Source organism: Solwaraspora sp. WMMA2056, from assembly GCF_030345095.1.
In the GTDB taxonomy this organism is placed as follows: domain Bacteria; phylum Actinomycetota; class Actinomycetes; order Mycobacteriales; family Micromonosporaceae; genus Micromonospora_E.
This window is the reverse complement of the sequence record NZ_CP128360.1, coordinates 3,808,139-3,827,161: the sequence shown is the minus strand read 5'-3', so window position 1 is coordinate 3,827,161 and position 19,023 is coordinate 3,808,139. Positions and strand designations below refer to the sequence as shown.

General features: G+C 72.3%; 15 protein-coding genes. 4 read left to right on the top strand and 11 right to left on the bottom strand.

Annotated elements, in window-relative coordinates; translation table 11 throughout:
• Position 1 precedes the first annotated feature (1 nt).
• The 5 genes from O7608_RS17445 to O7608_RS17425 all read right to left on the bottom strand — a co-directional run bounded on the left by O7608_RS17445 (position 2) and on the right by O7608_RS17425 (position 6,537).
• Positions 2-1,801 carry an Hsp70 family protein gene (locus tag O7608_RS17445; protein WP_289205594.1) on the bottom strand — a complete coding sequence of 600 codons (1,800 nt, stop codon included), beginning with the start codon at positions 1,799-1,801 and terminating at the stop codon, positions 2-4.
• Positions 1,802-1,856: 55 nt separating this feature from the next.
• On the bottom strand, positions 1,857-2,756 hold the full coding sequence (locus tag O7608_RS17440; protein WP_289205593.1) for an SDR family oxidoreductase: 900 nt from the start codon (positions 2,754-2,756) through the stop codon (positions 1,857-1,859).
• A gap of 275 nt (positions 2,757-3,031) precedes the next feature.
• Positions 3,032-3,850, bottom strand: coding sequence for a peptidoglycan recognition protein family protein (locus tag O7608_RS17435; protein WP_289205592.1), 819 nt, complete (start codon positions 3,848-3,850; stop codon positions 3,032-3,034).
• A 463-nt stretch (positions 3,851-4,313) separates the two neighbouring features.
• The gene (locus O7608_RS17430) at positions 4,314-6,005 is read right to left on the bottom strand and encodes a CocE/NonD family hydrolase (RefSeq protein ID WP_289205591.1); all 1,692 of its coding nucleotides are present in this window, start codon (positions 6,003-6,005) and stop codon (positions 4,314-4,316) included.
• Entirely contained in the window at positions 5,995-6,537 is a 543-nt protein-coding gene (locus O7608_RS17425; protein ID WP_289205590.1) for a MarR family winged helix-turn-helix transcriptional regulator, read from the bottom strand. Before O7608_RS17425 ends, O7608_RS17430 begins: the two co-directional genes overlap by 11 nt.
• Positions 6,538-6,687: 150 nt before the next feature.
• Between O7608_RS17425 and O7608_RS17420 the strand changes: the two genes are divergently transcribed.
• Together O7608_RS17420 and typA are read left to right on the top strand one after the other, a co-directional pair.
• Complete coding sequence (locus tag O7608_RS17420; protein ID WP_289205589.1) at positions 6,688-8,880, top strand: MMPL family transporter; 2,193 nt, start codon at positions 6,688-6,690, stop codon at positions 8,878-8,880.
• A 4-nt stretch (positions 8,881-8,884) separates the two neighbouring features.
• Positions 8,885-10,750, top strand: a complete 1,866-nt coding sequence (typA, locus tag O7608_RS17415) for a translational GTPase TypA (protein WP_289205588.1) — start codon at positions 8,885-8,887, stop codon at positions 10,748-10,750.
• A gap of 74 nt (positions 10,751-10,824) precedes the next feature.
• On the opposite strand, the gene O7608_RS17410 is transcribed toward typA, so the two are convergent.
• Positions 10,825-11,823: a TerC family protein gene (locus tag O7608_RS17410; protein WP_289205587.1), complete on the bottom strand. Its 999-nt coding sequence runs from the start codon at positions 11,821-11,823 to the stop codon at positions 10,825-10,827.
• A gap of 391 nt (positions 11,824-12,214) precedes the next feature.
• Here O7608_RS17410 and O7608_RS17405 point away from each other — a divergent pair, with 391 nt between their 5' ends.
• Both O7608_RS17405 and O7608_RS17400 read left to right on the top strand, forming a co-directional pair.
• Complete coding sequence (locus O7608_RS17405) at positions 12,215-12,508, top strand: antibiotic biosynthesis monooxygenase family protein (RefSeq protein WP_289205586.1); 294 nt, start codon at positions 12,215-12,217, stop codon at positions 12,506-12,508.
• A 14-nt stretch (positions 12,509-12,522) separates the two neighbouring features.
• Positions 12,523-13,755: a glycosyltransferase gene (locus O7608_RS17400; protein WP_289205585.1), complete on the top strand. Its 1,233-nt coding sequence runs from the start codon at positions 12,523-12,525 to the stop codon at positions 13,753-13,755.
• A gap of 84 nt (positions 13,756-13,839) precedes the next feature.
• Here O7608_RS17400 and O7608_RS17395 read toward each other — a convergent pair whose 3' ends face one another.
• From O7608_RS17395 to O7608_RS17375, 5 genes are read right to left on the bottom strand one after another with little or no spacing between them, the layout of a single operon-like run.
• The gene (locus tag O7608_RS17395; protein ID WP_289205584.1) at positions 13,840-14,799 is read right to left on the bottom strand and encodes an STM4011 family radical SAM protein; all 960 of its coding nucleotides are present in this window, start codon (positions 14,797-14,799) and stop codon (positions 13,840-13,842) included.
• The gene (locus O7608_RS17390; protein WP_289205583.1) at positions 14,796-16,145 is read right to left on the bottom strand and encodes an STM4012 family radical SAM protein; all 1,350 of its coding nucleotides are present in this window, start codon (positions 16,143-16,145) and stop codon (positions 14,796-14,798) included. Before O7608_RS17390 ends, O7608_RS17395 begins: the two co-directional genes overlap by 4 nt.
• Positions 16,142-16,966 carry an STM4013/SEN3800 family hydrolase gene (locus tag O7608_RS17385; RefSeq protein ID WP_289205582.1) on the bottom strand — a complete coding sequence of 275 codons (825 nt, stop codon included), beginning with the start codon at positions 16,964-16,966 and terminating at the stop codon, positions 16,142-16,144. Before O7608_RS17385 ends, O7608_RS17390 begins: the two co-directional genes overlap by 4 nt.
• A complete protein-coding gene (locus O7608_RS17380) occupies positions 16,963-18,075 on the bottom strand; it encodes an STM4014 family protein (protein ID WP_289205581.1) in 1,113 nt (370 codons plus the stop codon). Before O7608_RS17380 ends, O7608_RS17385 begins: the two co-directional genes overlap by 4 nt.
• Before the next feature lie 20 nt (positions 18,076-18,095).
• Positions 18,096-19,016, bottom strand: coding sequence for an STM4015 family protein (locus tag O7608_RS17375; RefSeq protein ID WP_289205580.1), 921 nt, complete (start codon positions 19,014-19,016; stop codon positions 18,096-18,098).
• Positions 19,017-19,023 lie beyond the last annotated feature (7 nt).

Below are 19,023 nucleotides of genomic sequence, written 5' to 3'. Positions count from 1 at the left end.
GTCAGTCGGCCACGGCCGTCGCCGTGATCCGTACCGCCTCGAACGTGTAGTTGCCCTGGCTGCTGGCGACGAGCAGGCGCCCAGCGGTGCAGCGGTACTCCTGTGGTTCCAGGAAGAACGGTGCGTCCTGGCTGTCGATCACGGTGCCGTTGCGGCGCAGCTCGCCGGTCGACCTGTCGCTCACCATCGACAGCAGCATCACCGTGCCGTCGGCGTCGTAGCGCAGGGTGGCGGTCCCCCGGGTCTGGCTGGCGTAGGTGTCACCGCCGTAGGTGGCGACGACCGGTTTCGTCTCGGCGTAGTCGAAGGTGTAGGTGTTGTCCGCCGCATAGGTGAGGAGGGTGTCGGCACCTCCGACGTACGGAACCCGTTCGCCGTCGATGAGACCGTGCGTGGTGTTGTAGACGATGCGCCAGGCGCCCAGCAGGCACGGGTCGACGCCGGGCGGGTAGCTGGGCGACGGACTCGGCGTCGGCGAGGAGTCGAGGTCGGGAGTGGGAGTCGGCTCGGCCGTACCTGACGTGTTGTCGTCGCGGGCGGACAGCGCGGTGGCCCCGACGGCGAGGACCCCGAGGGCGACCACGGTGGCCAGGCCGATCAGCCCGATCCGCCGGACCCGGGTGCGGTCCGGCCGGGCCGGTGACCCGACCTGCCCGGCCGGCGCCTGGGCTGATGCCGGTGCCTGGGCTGGTGGCGGCTGTGGTGCGACCGCCGACGCAGGGCGGTCGACCGGCACCCGCAGGCTGCCCTCGGCCACGGCAAGTTCCGGTTGGTCGACGGTGCTGGCGACGATGCCGAACGCCCGGTGCAGTGCGGTGGACACCACCGGCATCCGGCTGGCACCGCCGGCCAGCAGGATCGCTGCGAGGTCGGTGACGTCCACCCCGGCGTCACGCAGTAGCCGGCCGACCGTTTCGACGGTCCGGCCGATGACCGGCGCGGCCAACTCGTCGAGCGTCTCCCGCCCCAGCGGTACGTCGAGTTCGAGCAGCGGCAGGTGAATCTGGGTGGTCACGGTCCGCGACAGCATCTCCTTGCCGGCCCGGACGTTCTCCCACAACTGTCGACGGGCCCGGCGGTCCGTCGCGGTCGCCGGCCGGTCCAGCCGCTGCCAGACGTCGCTGTCGCCGACCGCCGCCGTCAGGTGCCGCACGATGGCCGCGTCGATGTCCAGCCCGCCGCAGTCGGCGACCCCCTCGGCGGCCACCACGTCGAACCCGGTGGCGGTACGGCGTACCAGCGCCGCGTCGAAGGTGCCGGCCCCGAGGTCGTAGACGACCGCGGTCCGGCCCTCGGTGATGTCGACGCCGGCCAGCTCACCGAAGTGGTGTGCGGCGGCCACCGGTTCGTCGACGAGCCGGGCACCGGCCGGCGCGGCGGCCAGCAGGGTGGCCCGGCGATGCTGCCCCCAGGCGACGGGGCAGGTCAACACGACCTCCATCGGCCCGCCCGCCGCCTGCCCGACGGCGTGCCGGGCCTCGGCGACCACCCGTTCCAGCACCGCCCGGTACAGCCGCGACACCGCGACCTCCGTGCCGCCGAGCAGGACCGACTCGTCGTCGACCCGCTGCTTCGGGTACGGCTCGAAGGCTTCCGGCATCGACATCGCCGTGTGGTACGCGTCCCGGCCGACCAGGACGCGCCCGGTGGGGTCGAGGCAGACCGCCGACGGCAGCAGCGGTGACCCGTCGAACAGCAGCGGACGCGGCTCCCGGTGCGGCGACGCGAGGACCGCCACCGTGCTGGAGGTGCCGAAGTCGATGCCCACCCGGGCGATGCCGGCCTGACGCGCTGCGGTCACCGGCTCACGGTATCGAACGCCGGCACACCCGTACGGTCACCGACGCGCGACGATGTCACACGGTACGGCGGCCACCTGTCACGGCGAGCACCTCGCCAGTGGTGTAACTGGACTCGGCCGAGGCGAAGAAGACGAACGACGGAGCGAGCTCCGCCGGCTGCGCCGGCCGGCCGATCGGCGTCTGGGTGCCGAACTTCTCCACCGCCTCCGGCGGCATGGTCGCCGGGATCAGTGGGGTCCAGACCGGACCGGGCGCCACCGAGTTGACCCGGATCCCCTGGTCGACCAGGTTCGCCGCCAGTCCCTTGGTGAAGTTGACGATGCCCGCCTTGGTGGTGGCGTAGTCCAGCAGCGGCGGCGAGGGGTCGAACGCCTGGATCGAGGAGGTGTTGATGATGCTGGAGCCCGGTGGCATGTGCGGGACCGCCGCCCTGCAGATCCAGAACATCGCGTACAAGTTGGTCTTGAGCACCCGGTCGAACTGTTCGGTGGTGATCTCGGCGATGCCCTTCTCCTGCGCCATCTGGTAGGCGGCGTTGTTGACCAGGATGTCGATGCCGCCGAGTTCCTCGACGGCCCGGCGTACCAGATCCACGCACTGCTGTTCCTCGGTGATGTCGCCGGGCACCGGCACCGCCCGCCGGCCGGCCTGTTCGATCAGCCGGACGGTTTCCCGGGCGTCGCGTTCCTCCTGGGGCAGGTAGGAGATGACGACGTCGGCGCCTTCCCGGGCGAACGCCAGCGCCACCGCCCGGCCGATGCCCGAGTCCCCGCCGGTGATCACCGCCCGCCGGTCGGTCAGCTTGCCGGTGCCCTGGTAGGTCTGCTCGCCGTGGTCCGGTGGCGGGTCCATCTGCGCCCCGGTGCCGGGCGGGCGCTGCTGCTGCACCGGCTGGCCCTGCTGTTGCCCGTACCGCTCGGTGGGGTCCTGGCGGGTGTGCTGGCTGTCGCCCATGGTCGCGCTCCTCGGGTCGGCGACGGGAAGCTGTGCGCTCCGCAGGCCCTACCCGGGGCGACCGGAACGGAAACCAACCGGGCGGTGCCGGGGCGCGGGCGCCGTCGTCGGGCCCGGCGCAGGTTTGGAACCGGTCGTGACGGGCATCCGCCGCCCACGCGGGTCCACGTGGGCAACGGGGTCCGCGAGGGTGGGGAACGGCGAACCGGCACGGGACGGGCACCTGGTCGGGCGGTCCGGCCCGGTCGTGGGTCGGACCGCCCGGACCGCACCGGTCAGTTCTGCAGGAACCCCTGGGACACCCGCGCCTCGGCGAGCAGTCGGGCGCAGGCGCTCGGCTCGGACTCGGTGATGGTGGGTACGGCGTCGTCGCCGGTGAGGCTGCGCAGGAAGGCGAGCTCGGCGGGACCGATGTGCCGCACCTTGCCGCTGTCGTGGACGACGAAGATCGGGTTCGGGGTCTGGGTGGTGCACTGCACGAGATACATGACGTTGTCTCCCGGGTCGTCGAGGTCGTCGATAATCCACCGTGGACGCGGTGGCGTCGGTGGACGGGTCGCGGTGATGATCTGCGCCGCCCGGGCGACGATCGCCGGCTTCTGGGCCACGATCGCCGGGCCGGGGCACTGCGAGTGCCCCCAGTCGAATCCGTGCTCGGCGCCCATGCTGTGGTGGCCGAGTCCGCGCTCGCGCGGGCTGTTCGCGTTGCGGACCGGGATGCCGTGTTCCCGGTGCGAACGGGCGAGCAACTGGGCGTTGGCCTCCAGTTGTTGTGGGGTCAGCCGGTCCGGTAGGAACCCTTCGTTCTCGATGCTGAGCCAGGTGCGGTTGCCGGCCCGCTGGGTCCACGCCCGGATCTCGGTGTCCACCATCTGGGCGACCCGCCCGTCCTTGGCCACCACGAAGTGTGACGACACCCGCGACGCCGGATTGCGTTGCCACGCGATCGTGCCCTCGAAGTAGCCGGCGGCGATGTGCACGACGATGCCATGGTGTTCGTCGAGCCGGTCCTGCGGCTCGTCGAGCGCGCCGGTGCCGTTGCCGCTGTTGACGGTGGGACCCCGCCAGGTCGCGAGATCGGTCCAGATTCCCATGTGGCAGGCCTCCTTTCCCAGCCGGTGGTACGTCGGTGGAGTCGCAGGTCCCGGCTCCCCGGCTGTCTGGACAGGGCCGGACACGACCGGTCGACCGGTCCGGCGCGGATGGGATCGTCTGGTGCCGGATCGACGCTCCGGTCGACACCGGCGGGAAGGTGGGACCGACTCGCACCCGCCAGCCGGGTGGATCCTGGGCGCTCCGCCGGGTTACCGGCACCCGCAGCCTGATCCACTGTGACCACCGGCCGGCCGGGTCGGTGGCTCACCTCGCACCGGGCCCCGTCCGGCGGTCGGTCCACCTGATCCCCCAGCGCCGTCGGCCCGGCGACGGGGACCGTTGTACGGTGCCCTGCTCCGAGAATAGCGTGATCGACAAGCTTCTGACCAGCGTAAATAACTCAGAGTATGCAAATCAAAGCAACACGTGGCGAGGAGTCCGCCCAGTCGTGGAAGTTGCGCGTCAGTCCACTGTGATTGCAAGCCGGACCGCCGACGGACGCTGCGGATCATGGAAGATCCACCGCTGGCCGGCCCGCAGCCGGGTGGCGCGGCCGAGCGGCTCACCGGTACCGGGGTTGCGCGCCCACCGGGGATGCGCCCCACCGCTGACCTGCAGCCGCAGCCGCTCACCAGGAGCGAACCGGCAGGCGGTCGGCCACAGCGTCACGACGACCGGCCGCTCGTCGAGGTCAGGACCGACGACATCCGGGTCGACCCTGGACAGTCCGTCACAGACATTGAACGACCGACCCCACCGGTCGACCCGGCACAACCGCACGAAGACGTCGAAGTACGGCACCGAACTGCGCACGTACACCTCGGCGGTGACCGGACCGATCACCTCGACCGGCCGGTCGAGCACCGCACTGGTGTAGGTCAGCACGTCGGCCCGGGCCTCCAGCACCCGGTTGTCCCGTACGCCGGCACGCTGGGCGACCAGCAGGGCACCGCCGAGCGACGGCGTCGGATCGGCCGGGTCGTACCGGTGCTGGTCCGGCTCGCAAGCCGGTGGCACCGCCCGGTCCAGCCGGCCGCCCGGCCACAGGTACCACCGGGTCGGGGTGGCCGGCGGCGGCCAGTCGTCGAGTTCGCGCCAGCCGGCACCGGCGACGTGCACCCGGACCGGGAGGCCCGCCACCGGCGGCGACCCGCCTGCCGGCAGCTCGTCGTCCGGCAGCCCGGGGTCCGGCGGCGGCCCGTCGTCCGGCAGCTCAGGGTCCGGCAGCTCATCGCCCGGCGGCCCGGCGTCCAGGTGAGCGCCGAAGAACCGCACCGCCTCGCGCGCGGCGGTGACGAACAGGCCGGGGCTACCGTGCGTCCACGGGCCGACCACCAGCCGGGGCCGACGGCCTGCGGCGCGCAACGCGGCGTAGTCAGCCAACTGGGCGGGCAGGAAGATGTCGTGCCAGCCGGTGACCATCGACACCGGCGCGACGACCCGGTCGATCTCCCGGTCGAACATCCGGGGCAGCCAGTACGGCGCGGCCGGCCGATGCTCGGCCAGCCACTGCTGAAAGAACGGCACGGTGGCACCGGTGGCGACCCGGTCCGCCTCGGCCAGCGGCAGGTGCGCCAGACCGGCGACCAGTCGGGGCTGACCCCGGCGCAACTCCCGCTGGCGGGTCAGCCACGGCACCTGCTGGGCAGCCAGCAGCTCGGCCCAGGTCAGCACGGTGTCCAGCGAGAACGCACCGCCGGCGTAGGTGGAGTCCCGGGTCTGCGCGGCGGTGACGACGGCGACCATGGCCCGCAGGTCCCCGCCGCAGTGGGCAGCCGTGGCCCACTGCCCGAAGCCCTGGTAGCTGATCCCGAAGGTGCCCAGCCGCCCGTCGTACCAGGGCTGGCAGCGCAGCCAGGCCAGGGTGTCGAGCCCGTCGGCGCGCTCGTGCAGCAACGGCTCGAACACCCCGTCGGAGCCGAACGTGCCCCGGCACGACTGCACCACGCAGTGCCAGCCCCGGCGGGCGAAGAGCAGACCGAGCAGCCGGATCGGCCCGCCCCGGCCGTACGGGGTGCGGATCAGGACGGTGGCCGCCGCGCCGCCGCCGGGTGGCACGTAGTGGTCGGTCCGCAGCCGCAACCCGTCCCGGGTCCGCACCGACAGGTCACGGCGCACCCGGACCCGGCCGGGCCATCGCCGGTCAGCGGGCACCGTCGCCGCCGTCGGTCTGCCGGTCACCGGCCCGGGCGGCGGCACGGACCTCGTCGCGGTGCGCCCGGGTCGACTCGCCCATCGCGGCCAGGAACCGGCGGACCGTCTCCAGCTCGTCGTCGGTGAACTCGGCCATCACCGCGTCGGTACGCCGGCCCAGCGGCGCGAAGAACTCCCGGGCCAGCCGGGCGCCGTCGGGGGCGTACCGGAGCCGGACCTTGCGCCGGTCGCCGGGGTCCCGGTCGCGGTGCAGGTGCCCGGCCCGTTCCAGCCGGTCGACCAGGGCGGTGACCGAACTGGAGGTGAGATTCAACTGGGTCGCCAGCCCGCCCGGGGTGATCGGCTCGCCGGACTGCTCGGCGTCCATCACGGCGATCAGCGCCTGCAGATCGGTGGCGTGCAGGTGGTGCAGGGCCGCGAAGGCGTGACCGACGTGACCCGCCTCGACCGTGTACCCCCGCAGCCGGCGGACGATCTCCGCGACCACCGCCTGCCGGCCACTCGGCCGGGGTCCCCATACGCCGGCGTCCAACCGTCGTCCTCCGTTCCGCTGTTGTCGAAACCCTATCCCAGACCCGCTATAGTCTCGACCAACGAGATATTCGATGATCGAGCTTTACGCCGGGCGGGTGACGTCACCCACCCGGCGGAGCCGACCACCCGGCGAGCGACGAGGACACCGATGGGCACCACAGTTGGCACCAGGCTCACCGCGATCATCTGCGGCAGATGGAGCGCATGGCTGGTCCTGCTCACCATGGCGGCCTTCTCCGCCCTGGTGATCGGCTTCGCCGGCGACCCCCGTACCGGCAACGACCCCACCGGGGCGCTCCCCGACACCGCCGAGTCGGCCCAGGTCGCCGAACTGCGCAGGCAGTTGCCCGGCGGACAGGTAAACCCCGCCCTCGTCGTCTACTCCCGCGACGGCCAACCACTGACCGCCGCCGACGACGTGGCGATCGCCGCCGACCGCGAGGCCTTCGCCCGCGAGGCCGTCGGCGAGGTCAGCCCACCGGTGTACGCCCCGGACCGCACCGCCGCCCTGGTCGCCGTCCCACTCCCGGCCGAGATCGACCCCGTGGCGCTCGGCGACATCGTCGACCGGCTCCGCGCGCAGGCCCGCGCCGACCTGCCCGCCGGGGCCACCGCCCAACTCACCGGCGGGGCCGGCTTCACCGCCGACGTCGCCGCCGCCTTCGACGGCGCCAACTTCACCCTGCTCGCCGCCACCGTCGCCGTCGTCGCCGCGCTGCTGCTGGTCACCTACCGCAGCCCCTGGCTCTGGCTGGTCCCGCTCGCCGTGGTCGGCACCGCCGACGTGGTCAGCAACGGACTCATCGCCATCGTCAGCCGCGCCATCGACCTACGGATCGACGCCTCCACCACCGGCATCGTCGACGTGCTCGTCTTCGGCGCCGGCACCAACTACGCCCTCCTGCTCATCGCCCGCTACCGCGAGGAACTACGCCGCGTACCCGACCGCCGGCAGGCGCTGCGCCGGGCGCTGAGCTCCGCCGGACCGGCTATCACCGCCAGCGCCATGACCGTCGTGCTCAGCCTGCTCACCCTGCTCGCCGCCGTACTGGCCAACGACCGCGCCATCGGCGTCGCCGGCGCCGTCGGCATCACCACCGCCATGGTGTACGGCCTGGTCGTACTACCCGCCGCGCTGTCGGTCTGCGGCCGGGGCCTGTTCTGGCCGTTCATCCCCCGCCCCGGCCAGCCCGACCCCACCCGCACCGGGCTGTGGGCCCGCGCCGGCAACCTGGTCAGCCGTCGCCCCCGCACCGTGCTCGCCGGCTCCCTGCTGCTGCTCGCCGTCCTCGCCACCGGCCTGCTCGACGCCCGGCTCGGGCTGAGCAAGACCGAACAGTTCCGGGTCAGCGCCGAATCCATCGACGGGCTGGCCACCCTGTCCCGGTCGTTCCCGTCCGGCACCGCCGACCCGGTGATCGTCGTCGCCGACGCCGCCCGCACCCCTGCGGTGCTGGCCGCCGTCGAATCGGTCGACGGGGTCGCCAGTGCCCGACCCGCTGGCGGCGACGACGACCTCGCCGTCATCGAGGTGGTGCTGGAGGCAGAACCGGACAGCACCGAGAGCTACCAGGCGATCACCGAACTGCGGACCGCGCTCGACGCCGTACCGGAGGCCGACGCCCTCGTCGGCGGCTCCGTCGCCACGAACCTCGACACCCGCGACGCCGCCCTGCGCGACCTGCGGGTCGTCGTACCCCTGGTGCTGGTGGTGGTCCTGGCGGTGCTGATCCTGCTGCTGCGCTCCATCGTCGCGCCGCTGATCCTGGTCGGTACGGTGGTCGCCACCTTCTTCGCCGCCCTCGGCGCCGCCACCACCCTGTTCACCCAGGTCCTCGGCTACCCGGCGCTGGACACCAGCGTCCCGCTGCTGTCCTTCCTGTTCCTGGTCGCCCTCGGCGTCGACTACAACATCTTCCTGACCACCCGGGCCCGCGAGGAGGCCCCCGTCGAGGGCACCCGGCAGGGCATGCGGACCGCCCTGGCCGTCACCGGCGGCGTCATCACCAGCGCCGGCATCCTGCTCGCGGCGGTCTTCGCGGTCCTCGGCGTCCTGCCGCTGGTCACCCTCACCGAGATCGGCATCATCGTCGGGTTCGGCGTGCTGCTCGACACCCTGCTGGTCCGGACCCTGCTGGTGCCCGCGATCGCGATGGTGCTCGGCCGACGCTTCTGGTGGCCCAGCGCGCTGGCCCGCCGACCCGACCCGGAGCCCGCTGCGGCGGGCGGCGGAGCCGGCCCCGAGCCGGCGTCGACGAGCGTCGGAGCCGGCGCGCAGCCCGCTGCGGCGAGCGTCTCTGCCGACCCGATGCCGGGCCGGCACGCCGATACCGGAGGATAGGGTCATGCAGACCCGCTCCGATCTCCGCAACGTGGCCATCATCGCGCATGTCGACCACGGTAAGACCACGCTGGTTGACGCGATGCTGCGCCAAGGCGGCCAGCTGCACAGCCGGGCCGAGCTGGCCGACCGGGCCATGGACTCGATGGACCTGGAACGGGAGAAGGGCATCACGATCCTGGCCAAGAACACCGCGATCACCTACGTGTCGGACCAGGGCGAACCCGTGGTCATCAACATCATCGACACCCCCGGCCACGCCGACTTCGGCGGCGAGGTAGAACGCGGCCTGACCATGGTCGACGGCGTGGTCCTGCTGGTCGACGCCAGCGAGGGCCCGCTGCCGCAGACCCGGTTCGTGCTGCGCAAGGCGCTGCGCGCCCGGCTGCCGATCATCCTGGTGATCAACAAGGTCGACCGGCCGGACGCCCGGATCAAGGAGGTCGTCGACGACACGTACGAACTCTTCCTCGACCTGGACGCCGACGAGGAGCAGATCGACTTCCCGATCGTCTACGCCTGCGCCCGCGACGGCATCGCCTCCCTCACCCAGCCCGCCGACGGGTCGGTGCCCGACGACAGCGACAACCTGGAGCCGCTGTTCCGGACCCTGCTCGGCACGATCCCGGCACCGGCCTTCGACCCGGACGCGCCGCTGCAGGCGCACGTGACGAACCTCGACGCCTCGCCGTTCCTCGGCCGGCTCGCGCTGTGCCGGGTCCGGCAGGGCACCATCCGCAAGGGCCAGACGGTCGCCTGGTGCCGCACCGACGGCAGCGTGCAGAAGGTCCGCATCTCCGAACTGCTGATGACCGAAGGGCTGGAACGCAAGCCGGCCGAGGCCGCCGGACCAGGCGACATCATGGCGGTCGCCGGCATCCCCGACATCATGATCGGCGAGACCCTCACCGACGCCGACGACCCCCGTCCGCTGCCGCTGATCACCGTCGACGAGCCGGCGATCTCGATGACGATCGGCACCAACAACTCGCCGCTGGCCGGCAAGGTCAAGGGGTCGAAGGTGACCGCCCGGCTGGTCAAGGACCGACTGGACCGGGAGCTGATCGGCAACGTGTCGCTGCGGGTGCTGCCCACCGAACGCCCGGACGCCTGGGAGGTGCAGGGTCGTGGTGAACTCGCCCTGGCGATCCTGGTCGAGCAGATGCGCCGCGAGCAGTACGAGCTGACCGTCGGCAAGCCGCAGGTGGTGACCCGGGAGATCGACGGACGGGTCTGTGAGCCGGTCGAGCGGCTGACCATCGACGCCCCCGACGAGTACCTCGGCGCCATCACCCAGCTGCTGGCCACCCGCAAGGGCCGGATGGAGCAGCTGGTCAACCACGGCACCGGCTGGATCCGGATGGAGTGGCTGGTGCCCGCCCGCGGGCTGATCGGGTTCCGGACCGAGTTCCTCACCGAAACCCGCGGCACCGGCATCCTGCACCACGTCTTCGAGTCCTACGAGCCGTGGTTCGGCGAGCTGCGGACCCGGCCCACCGGGTCGCTGGTCGCCGACCGCACCGGGGTGGCGACCAGCTTCGCCATGTTCAACCTGCAGGAGCGCGGCTCGCTGTTCGTCGAGCCGGGCACCCCGGTCTACGAGGGCATGCTGGTCGGCGAGAACTCCCGCGCCGACGACATGGACGTCAACATCACCAAGGAGAAGAAGCTCACCAACATGCGGTCGTCGACCGCCGACGAGCTGGAGCGTCTGGTCCCGCCGCGCAAGCTGTCGCTGGAGCAGGCTCTGGAGTTCTGCCGCGAGGACGAGTGCGTCGAGGTGACCCCGGAGGCGGTCCGGCTGCGCAAGGTCGTCCTGGACCAGACCGCCCGGGCCCGCTCGGCCGCGCGGCGTAAGCACCAGAGCTGACATACCCCCCCACCGTACGGAAGAAGCGGGGGCCGGCCACCTGGCCGGCCCCCGCTTTCCGCGTCGGTCGGCGACTACTTCACGATGTCGGCGAGCTCCCGCTTGCGGTCGCGGGCCGACTTCGCCAGCGACGCCACGGTGGTCACGGTCAGCGTCACGAAGATGAAGCTCAACGACAGCCAGATCGGGATGTGCGGTGCCCAGCCGACCGGCTCGCCGCCGTTGAGGAGGAACAGCGAGTTGTCCGCCAACGCCTCGAGCACCAGCTTGACGCCGATGAAGCCGAGCACCGCCGCCAGGCCGAAGCTGAGGTAGACCAGCCGGTCCAGCAGCCCGCCGAGCAGGAAGTAGAGCTGCCGCAGCCCCATCAGGGCGAACACGTTGGCGGTGAAGACCAGGTACGGCTCCTGGGTGATGCCGAAGATCGCCGGGATCGAGTCCAACGCGAAGATCAGGTCGGTCACGCCGATCGCGATCATCACGATCAGCATCGGCGTGAACATCCGCCGCCCCGCCTCGGTGACCGTGGTCAACCGGCCGCCGTCGTAGGCGCCGGAGACCGGCAGCACCCGCCGGCTCCACTTGATCAGCGCGTTCTCGGAGAACTCCTCGGCCGGACTGTTGTGCCGCAGCTGGCCGATGGCGGTATAGATCAGGAAAGCGCCGAAGATGTAGAACACCCAGGAGAACTGCGAGATCAGTACGGCACCGGCGGCGATGAAGCCGCCGCGCAGCACCAGCGCCAGCACGACCCCGACCAGCAGGACCTTCTGCTGATACTTCCGGGGTACCACGAAGCGGCTCATGATGATCACGAAGACGAAGAGGTTGTCGACCGACAGACTCTTCTCCGTGACGTACCCGGCGAAGAACTCACCGGCGTAGCGCCCGCCGGCGGTGGCCCAGACGCCCAGACCGAAGATGACCGCGAGCACGATGTAGAAGGTCGTCCAGATCGCCGATTCCCGCATGCTCGGTTCATGCGGACGGCGGACGATGATCAGCAGATCGGCGATGAGTACGGCGGTCAGCACGACCAGGCTCACCAGCCATACCCAGGCAGGGATGTTCACTCGGACCTCCGGCAGACACACGGCACCACCATGGCCGGCCCGACGATGGGTGCCCGGACCGGTGGAGATGCACGCAGCGGTGACTGACGGAGGTCTCTTCCGCCACCGCGTACCGGCCTGATCGACCGAGGACGCGACGACCGCTGGCACCGGGTCGCACCGGCGGACCGGGTCGACCGTGCTGACGACGCCAGCGCGAAGGAGTACTCCCCTCCTTTTGCGCCATTGTTGCCTACCGGGGGGCGAATGAACACACCGGGCCGGGGTCGGAGTGAGCGTAAGCACGTCGTCTGAGCGCGTCCTAGGAGGCTAGCTGTTTGATGGCCCGGCGGCCGTCACCGGCACCGGACCACCACGGAGGACCTGCGATGCGGTGTGCCACGCTGACGCCATGGTGCTAGAGATCGCGCTCATCGACGTCCAGCCCGGCCAGGAGGACGCCTTCGCCACGGCGTACGCCGCCGGACACGAACTGCTGGCCACCACCGCCGGCTGCCGCTCGGTCCGGATGACCCGGGGCATCGAGACCCCGACCCGGTTCGTCCTGCTCGTCGAGTGGGACTCGGTGGCCGCGCACGAGGAGAACTTCCGCGCCAGCGACCGGTTCCCCCGCTGGCGGGACCTGATCGGCCCCTACTTCGCCTCGGCGCCGGTGGTCGAACACTTCGTCGACGTACCCGCCTGAGCACGGCGGCTCCGATGCGGGTGGAGATCATCACCGCCGGCAGCCGCGGTGACGTCGCCCCGTACACCGGTCTGGGTCGGACGCTGCACGCCGCCGGCCACCAGGTCACCGTGACCACCCACCGCAACTTCACCGGCCTGGTCACCGACGCCGGTCTGACCTTCCGGGAACTGCCCGGCGACCCGCACGCCGCCCAGCTCACCCCCGGCGGGCGACGCCTGCACCGGCTCGGCGGCGGGCTGCGCGGCACCGCCGAGTTCGTCCGCCAGGGTCGGCGCTACCTCGACGACCTCGGTGCCGGCCTGGTCGACGCCGGCACCGACGCCGACGTGCTGCTGCTGGCCACCACGACCGCCCCGCTGGGATACTCGCTGGCGCAGCGGCGCGGCATCCCCAGCGTCGGGGTCTTCCTGCAGCCGGTGGCGGCCACCGGTGACTTCCCACCGGTCCTGCTCGGCGACCGCTCCTTCGGCCGGGCCGGCAACCGGGCGCTCGGCCGGGCCGCCGGCGCGGTCAGCGCCCGCGTCTACGACGGCGCCTCCCGGCGGTTGCGCCGCCGACTCGGCCTGCCGCCGGTGCCGCTCGCGGCGCTGCTGGCACAGGCCGAAGCGGAACATTGGCCGGTGCTGGTCGGCGTCAGCCCCAGTGTGCTGCCCCGCCCCACCGACTGGCGTCGCGGGCTGGAGATGGCCGGCTACTGGTGGCCGGCGACCGACCCGCACTGGACTGCCCCGCCGCAGCTGACCGCGTTCCTGCGCGACGGTCCCCCGCCGGTGCTGGTCACCTTCGGCAGCATGGCGGCACTGCACCCGCAGGCCGGCACCGTCATCGGCGCGGCGCTGCGCCGGGCCGGCGTCCGGGCGATCGTCCAGGCCGGCTGGGGCGACCTGCGCATCGACGGCGACGACGTGCTCGGCATCGGCGAGGTGCCCCACGACTGGCTGCTGCCGCAGGTGGCCGCCGTCGTACACCACGCCGGTGCCGGCACCACCGCCGCCGGGCTGCGCGCCGGCGTACCGGCGGTCACCGTACCGCTCATCGCCGACCAGCCGTTCTGGGCCGCGCGGCTGGCCCGGCTCGGCGTCGGCGCCGCGCCGCTACCCGGCCGGCGACTGACCGCCGGCGCGCTGGCTGCCGCCGTGCGGACCGTGCTCGACCAGCCGGAGTACGCCGAGCGTGCCCGGCGGCTCGCCGAGCGGATCGCCGCCGAGGACGGCAGCGCCAGAGTGCTCGCCGCACTCCCCTGACACCTCTCCCAAGATCGCCGCGATCTTGCACTCATCGACGGACAAATCGTGCATACCATGTCGATAACTGCAAGATCGTCGTGATCATGAGCGGGTGGACGGGAGGTCAGTGGGGGCGGGGATGCGTTCGAGGACACCACCGGCGAAGACGTCGTACAGCGGGAGGGTCCGCAGATGCACGTAGCCGATGTGGCAGTCGCAGGTCGCCAACGGGCACGGACGCGGACCAAGCGCCGCCCGGTAACTGCCGTCGTAGAGGTTGCCCAGCGGCGCGGCGACGAAGTGACAGCGGCGCACCGTACCGTCGCCGTCCACCGAGACCACCGACTCGCCGGTGCGGCACGACCGGCCGGCCGAGTCGTGCGGCCGGACGCTGTAACCGAACAGCGGGTCGATCCCGGTCCACGCCTGCTCCTGCGCCGCGTCGTAGCGGTGCCCGTCGGCGGCGTTGACCCACAGGTAGACGTCCTCTGGCAGCGCGGCCCGCAGCGCCCGCGCCGGGCCCAGGTGCGCCGGCAGGCCGACGACCCCGACCGAGAAGCGCACCCCGAGGGTACGCAGCACACCGCAGCGGCGCAGGAAGACCTCCTGGTCCACCTCACCCGGATGGTAGGTGGCCCAGAACGCCAGCCGACGGCGCTGGTCGGCGTCGACGTCGGCGTCGGCCAAGAAGTCCAGCCGGGCGGCCAGGTTGGTCTGGATCGCCACCCGGCCCACCTGCGGCAGCCCGGCCAGCCGCAGCAGCGCCCGCCGGTACCAGGACCGGGTCAGCGCCTCGCCCCACGGAGTGAACAGCACCGAGATCCGGTCGCCGTGCGGGTTGCGCACCACCCAGTCGACGAACCGCTCCAGCGCCGCCCGGTCCGCCCGCAACGCCGCCGGGTCGTCGCAGCGCTTGGCGAACGGGCAGTACGGGCAGTCGTAGTTGCAGCTGGCCAGCGGCCCCCGGTAGAGAATGCTCAACTCCCGTGGCCCGGCCACCGGACCGCTGGGCCTGAGCACCAGGTCGGCAGGCCTGATCACCGGGTCGGGCAGGCTGGTCATCGGGCCGGCCGGGCGGTCATCGCGGACCGGACCGCCGTCGACACCAGCCACGGCCCGACCGCGTCCGAGTAGGCCAGGCCGGCGGCGGTCAGCGCCAACCGGTCCGCCGTCACGATCAACCAGTCCCGGTCGGCGAGCACCGCCAACTGTGGGAAGTCGTCGACGGCGCGGCTGCCGAACCGGTCGCCGTACGCTGCCTGGTCACAGCCGTCGGCCCGCAGCAGCGACGTGATCAACCAGCGTCGCCGCTGCTCGTCGGTGTCGAGCCGGTACCCGACCTCGGCGTGGTCGAAATCGGACTCCGGGCGGCTCAGGTAGTCGTCGATGATCGCCCGGACCTGGCCGACTCCTACCGCGTAGTCGAACGAGTAGTGCAGGTCGGCGGTGTAGGACCGGGCCCCGCAGCCGAGACCGACCATGCCGTCGGACTGGCAGGCGTACTCCGGGGTGGCGTCGACCGGCAGGTCGGCCCGGCGGAAATGCCGCATGGACAGCTGCCGGTAGCCGGCGGCCCGTAGCCGGTCGACGCCCTGCCGGTACAGCGCCTGCCGCTGGTCGTCCCACTGTGGATCAGGCAGGTCTGCCGGGGCGCGGCGGGACAGGCCGGTGAGCGGACGGACGTACAGCGGATAGAGGAACAGCTCCTCCGGCGTCCAGCGCAGTGCCGCCGCCAGGGACTGCTCCCAGGTGTGCCGGGTCTGGCCGGGGATGCCGTAGATCAGGTCGATGTTGAGTTCGTCGAACGGCTGGTCGCGGATCGCGGCCAGGGCCCGCTCCACCTCGGTACGCCGCTGCGGCCGACCGGCGGCCCGCGCCTCGACGTCGAGGAAGCTCTGCACGCCGATGCTGATCCGGGTGGTGCCCCGGCCACGCAGCACCGCCAGCCTTTCCGGGGTGGCGGTCGCCGGTGAGGTCTCCACGGCGGTCGGCGTACCGGCCGGGCGGAACCGGTCGATCAGGTCGAACATCGACGACAGCTCGTCGGCGTCCAGGTAGGTGGGGGTGCCGCCGCCGACGGCCACCCGGGTGAACCGGGCGTCGTCGCCGAGCGCGGCGGCCACCCGGGCCGCCTGGCGGTGCACCTGGTCGAGGTAGGCGCGGACCTGGTCGGCGGGCGGATTCGATCGGGTGAACAGGTTGCAGAAGCCGCAGCGCATCTCGCAGAACGGCAGGTGCAGGTAGAGCATGAGCGCGTCGCGTCGCTGCCGGGACCAGACGTCACGCAACGCCGGGCGGGGGCGCAGCGGGCGGTACGCGGTCTTGTGCGGGTAGCCGTACAGGTAGTCCTGGTACGGCGAACCGTCGAGCCCGCCGGCACCGTCCGCACGGATCCCGTGCCCGGTCACGGCGAGTCGGCCGCGTCGGACCACGCGCCGGGGGCGAGCACGAAGTCGGCGTACGGGACGGTCCACACCACCTCGTGCCCGATCCGATGTCCACTGTGACCGTCTTCACCGTACGCGGTGCCGTGGTCGGCGCAGATGATCGTCAGGCAGGGCCGGCCCCGCGAGCTGGCCAGTGCGAACAGCCGGCCGATGTGCCGGTCGACGTACTCCAGGGCGGCGGCGTGGCTGTCCCGGTTGTCGCGTTCGGTGCCCGGCAGGTAGTGCCGGTTCGGTTGGTGCATCGCGGCCACGTTGACGAACAGGAACAGCGGCTGATCGGCCGGCACCGCCGGCACGATCTCGGCGATCCGGTCCAGCTGCGCCTCGAAGCAGCCCGGCGCGGTCACCCCGAAGCTCGACTCCCAGTGCGCCTCGGCGAACAACCCGGGCAGCGTCGCGCCGAGCGGCGACGCCCGGTTGAAGAAGCCGACCCCGCCGACGCAGACCGTGTGGTAGCCCTCCTTGCGCAGCGCGGTCACCAGGTCCGGGGCGTCGAACACCCAGGTCTGTTCGTCGGTGGTGGTCGCGCCCGGGAAGGTGGCGGCGTACAGCCGGGGGTGGCTGCCGGGCTGCGCCGGTGTCGGCAGGAATCCGGCGAAGAACGCCTGGTGCGCGGCGTAGGTGAAGCTGGCCGGGCTGTGCCGGCGCTGCCACTGCCCGTCGGGCAGCGCGCGGGCCAGCTGCGGTGTCCGCCCGGCGGCCAGCAACTCGGCCGCCACGTCGTAGCGCAACGTGTCGAGCGTGACGAACAGCAGGTCATGGCTGCCGATCAGATCCTTCATGCCGCCCTCCCCAGCCCGGCGCTGGCCCGCCAGTGCGCGGCCCGGCCGGTACGCATCGCGTGCAGTTGGGCAGCGTAGCTGTCGCGCCCGGCGGTGTCGTACACCCCGGGAAGCAGGTCCCCGAAGGCGTTCACCTCCGCCACGGCGTACCGTCGCCAGTCGCTGCCGATCATCAGGTCGACGCCGACGTGCGGGCTGCCGGTGAAGCAGCGGGCCGCCCGTACGCACTCGGCGAGCGCCGCCGACCAGCGCTGCGGGCCGAGCACCGCCCGGACCGCCGCCGGGTCGCCGCGCCGGTTACCCAGGTGCAGGTTGGTCAGCGGCCCGTCGCTGCTGCGCACCACCACGTGCCCCGGTTCGCCGGCGATCACCAGCACCCGCAGGTCGAAGACCCGCCCGTGCAGCCCGGCCTTGGGGAACCAGCGCTGCACCAGCAACCCGTCCGGCGCCAAGCGGTCCACGATGGATGCCACTTCGCGTTCGGTGCGGTAGGTCCGTACCCGCAGCGAGTTGTACAGCCGTCCGTCGTCGGCCGCCTCGACCGAGGTGACCGCCTGCGCCCGGTCACCGGCCAGGTGCAGGGCCAGCACGCCGGAGGCCGACGAGCCGTGTACCGGTTTGACGAAAGCCCGCGCCCAGCCGGCGTCGGCCAGCGCCGCCCGCAGCGCCGCCCAGTCGGCCGGCACGGCGTCCAGCGCGGCCGGCTGCGCCACCCTGGCGGCGGTCAGCCGCCGCTGGCAGGCCCGTTTGTCGAACATCGTGGCGATGTCCGTCGGATCGTTGAGCAGTGTCGCGCCGGCCCGCTGCGCGGCGGCGGTCAGCCGGGCGAGCGCGGCGCGCAGCCCGGCGTACCAGGCGGCACCGCCACTGATCTCCCCGTGGGCCAGCGGCCGGTCCGCGCCGCGCAGCAGCCGGTCGACCTCGGCGTCCTCACCGGGCGAGTCGACCCGCACCTGAGCCCCGTCAGGCAGGCTGACGTCGCCGGCGGCCAGCTGGTGCCAGGGGAGCACCCGTACGGGCAGGCCAGCGGCGTGCGCGGCGGCCCGGAACGCCCCGACCCGCCGGCTGTCCGGGTTGCCGACCACCACCATGGGCGCGGTGTGGCTCATCCGGGGAGGTTAACAACCGGTCATTCGCCGACGGATACGTACCGGCCCCGGTGCCTGTCCTCGGTCTGCTGATCGGTGACGTCGACGTCGACGCCGGGCAACGCGGCCGGCAGCCGGGCCATCATCTCGTCGGACAGGTAGTGCCGGTGCAGGTCGAGCCGGCGCAGATGGGTCAGCGGCTGGCCGGCGAGCAGCGCGGTGGCACCATCGTCGCCGAGGGTGCCCAACGACAGGTCGACAGTGTCCAGTCTGGGCACGACCGCCGCGCTGGCCAGGGCCGCCGCGACCGCGTCGGCGATCTCGGCGTTGCGCAACCCGAGGGTACGCAGCGTGGGCAGCCGGGTGCCGTCGAGGATCGGCGCAAGGTCGTCCACTGAGGTGTCACCCTCGTAGTCGGGGGTGCCCAGCCACAGTTCCAGATGGGCGCAGTTCGGCAGGTCGCTGGCGGCGACGGCGCGGGTGAGGGCGGCTGGTGTCCCGCCGGACTCGATGGCGAACTCCCGCAACCCGGTGTGCTGGACGGCCTGCAACTCCAGCGACATGGCGCCGCGTACCCGCAGCACTTCCAGCGCCGGGTAGGCGGCCAGCAGCGGGGTGACGTCGGGCTGCAGGATCCAGGAGATCTCGCACTCGTCGAAGGTCATCTCACCGAGGAAGACGGCCCGCAGGCCGGTCAGCCGGGGCGCGGCGTCGACCAGCAGCTCCAACGGAAACGCGACGTCCCACGGTTCGCCCCAGTCGCCGACGACCAGCGCGTCGACGCTCGCCGGGTCGACGGTGTCCAGCCAGGTGGTGAAGAGTTGCGCGAATTCGACCTCGTCCTCCTCCGACGCACTGAGCCGCCAGGCGACCGGGGTGCCGGTGTGCTCCGCCGCCGTCTGTGGGTCGAAGTCGACGACCGGTAGGCCGGAGAAGTGGGTGATGTGTTCGTTGATCGTCATCGGCGGC

Excerpts from the sequence above, each read along its gene's own strand:
- typA (WP_289205588.1), top strand. The coding sequence starts at position 8,885 with ATGCAGACCCGCTCCGATCTCCGCAACGTGGCCATCATCGCGCATGTC.
- O7608_RS17405 (WP_289205586.1), top strand. The coding sequence starts at position 12,215 with ATGGTGCTAGAGATCGCGCTCATCGACGTCCAGCCCGGCCAGGAGGAC.
- O7608_RS17435 (WP_289205592.1), bottom strand. The coding sequence starts at position 3,850 with ATGGGAATCTGGACCGATCTCGCGACCTGGCGGGGTCCCACCGTCAAC.
- O7608_RS17440 (WP_289205593.1), bottom strand. The coding sequence starts at position 2,756 with ATGGGCGACAGCCAGCACACCCGCCAGGACCCCACCGAGCGGTACGGG.
- O7608_RS17375 (WP_289205580.1), bottom strand. The coding sequence starts at position 19,016 with ATGACGATCAACGAACACATCACCCACTTCTCCGGCCTACCGGTCGTC.
- O7608_RS17400 (WP_289205585.1), top strand. The coding sequence starts at position 12,523 with ATGCGGGTGGAGATCATCACCGCCGGCAGCCGCGGTGACGTCGCCCCG.
- O7608_RS17385 (WP_289205582.1), bottom strand. The coding sequence starts at position 16,966 with ATGAAGGATCTGATCGGCAGCCATGACCTGCTGTTCGTCACGCTCGAC.
- O7608_RS17380 (WP_289205581.1), bottom strand. The coding sequence starts at position 18,075 with ATGAGCCACACCGCGCCCATGGTGGTGGTCGGCAACCCGGACAGCCGG.
- O7608_RS17395 (WP_289205584.1), bottom strand. The coding sequence starts at position 14,799 with ATGACCAGCCTGCCCGACCCGGTGATCAGGCCTGCCGACCTGGTGCTC.
- O7608_RS17420 (WP_289205589.1), top strand. The coding sequence starts at position 6,688 with ATGGGCACCACAGTTGGCACCAGGCTCACCGCGATCATCTGCGGCAGA.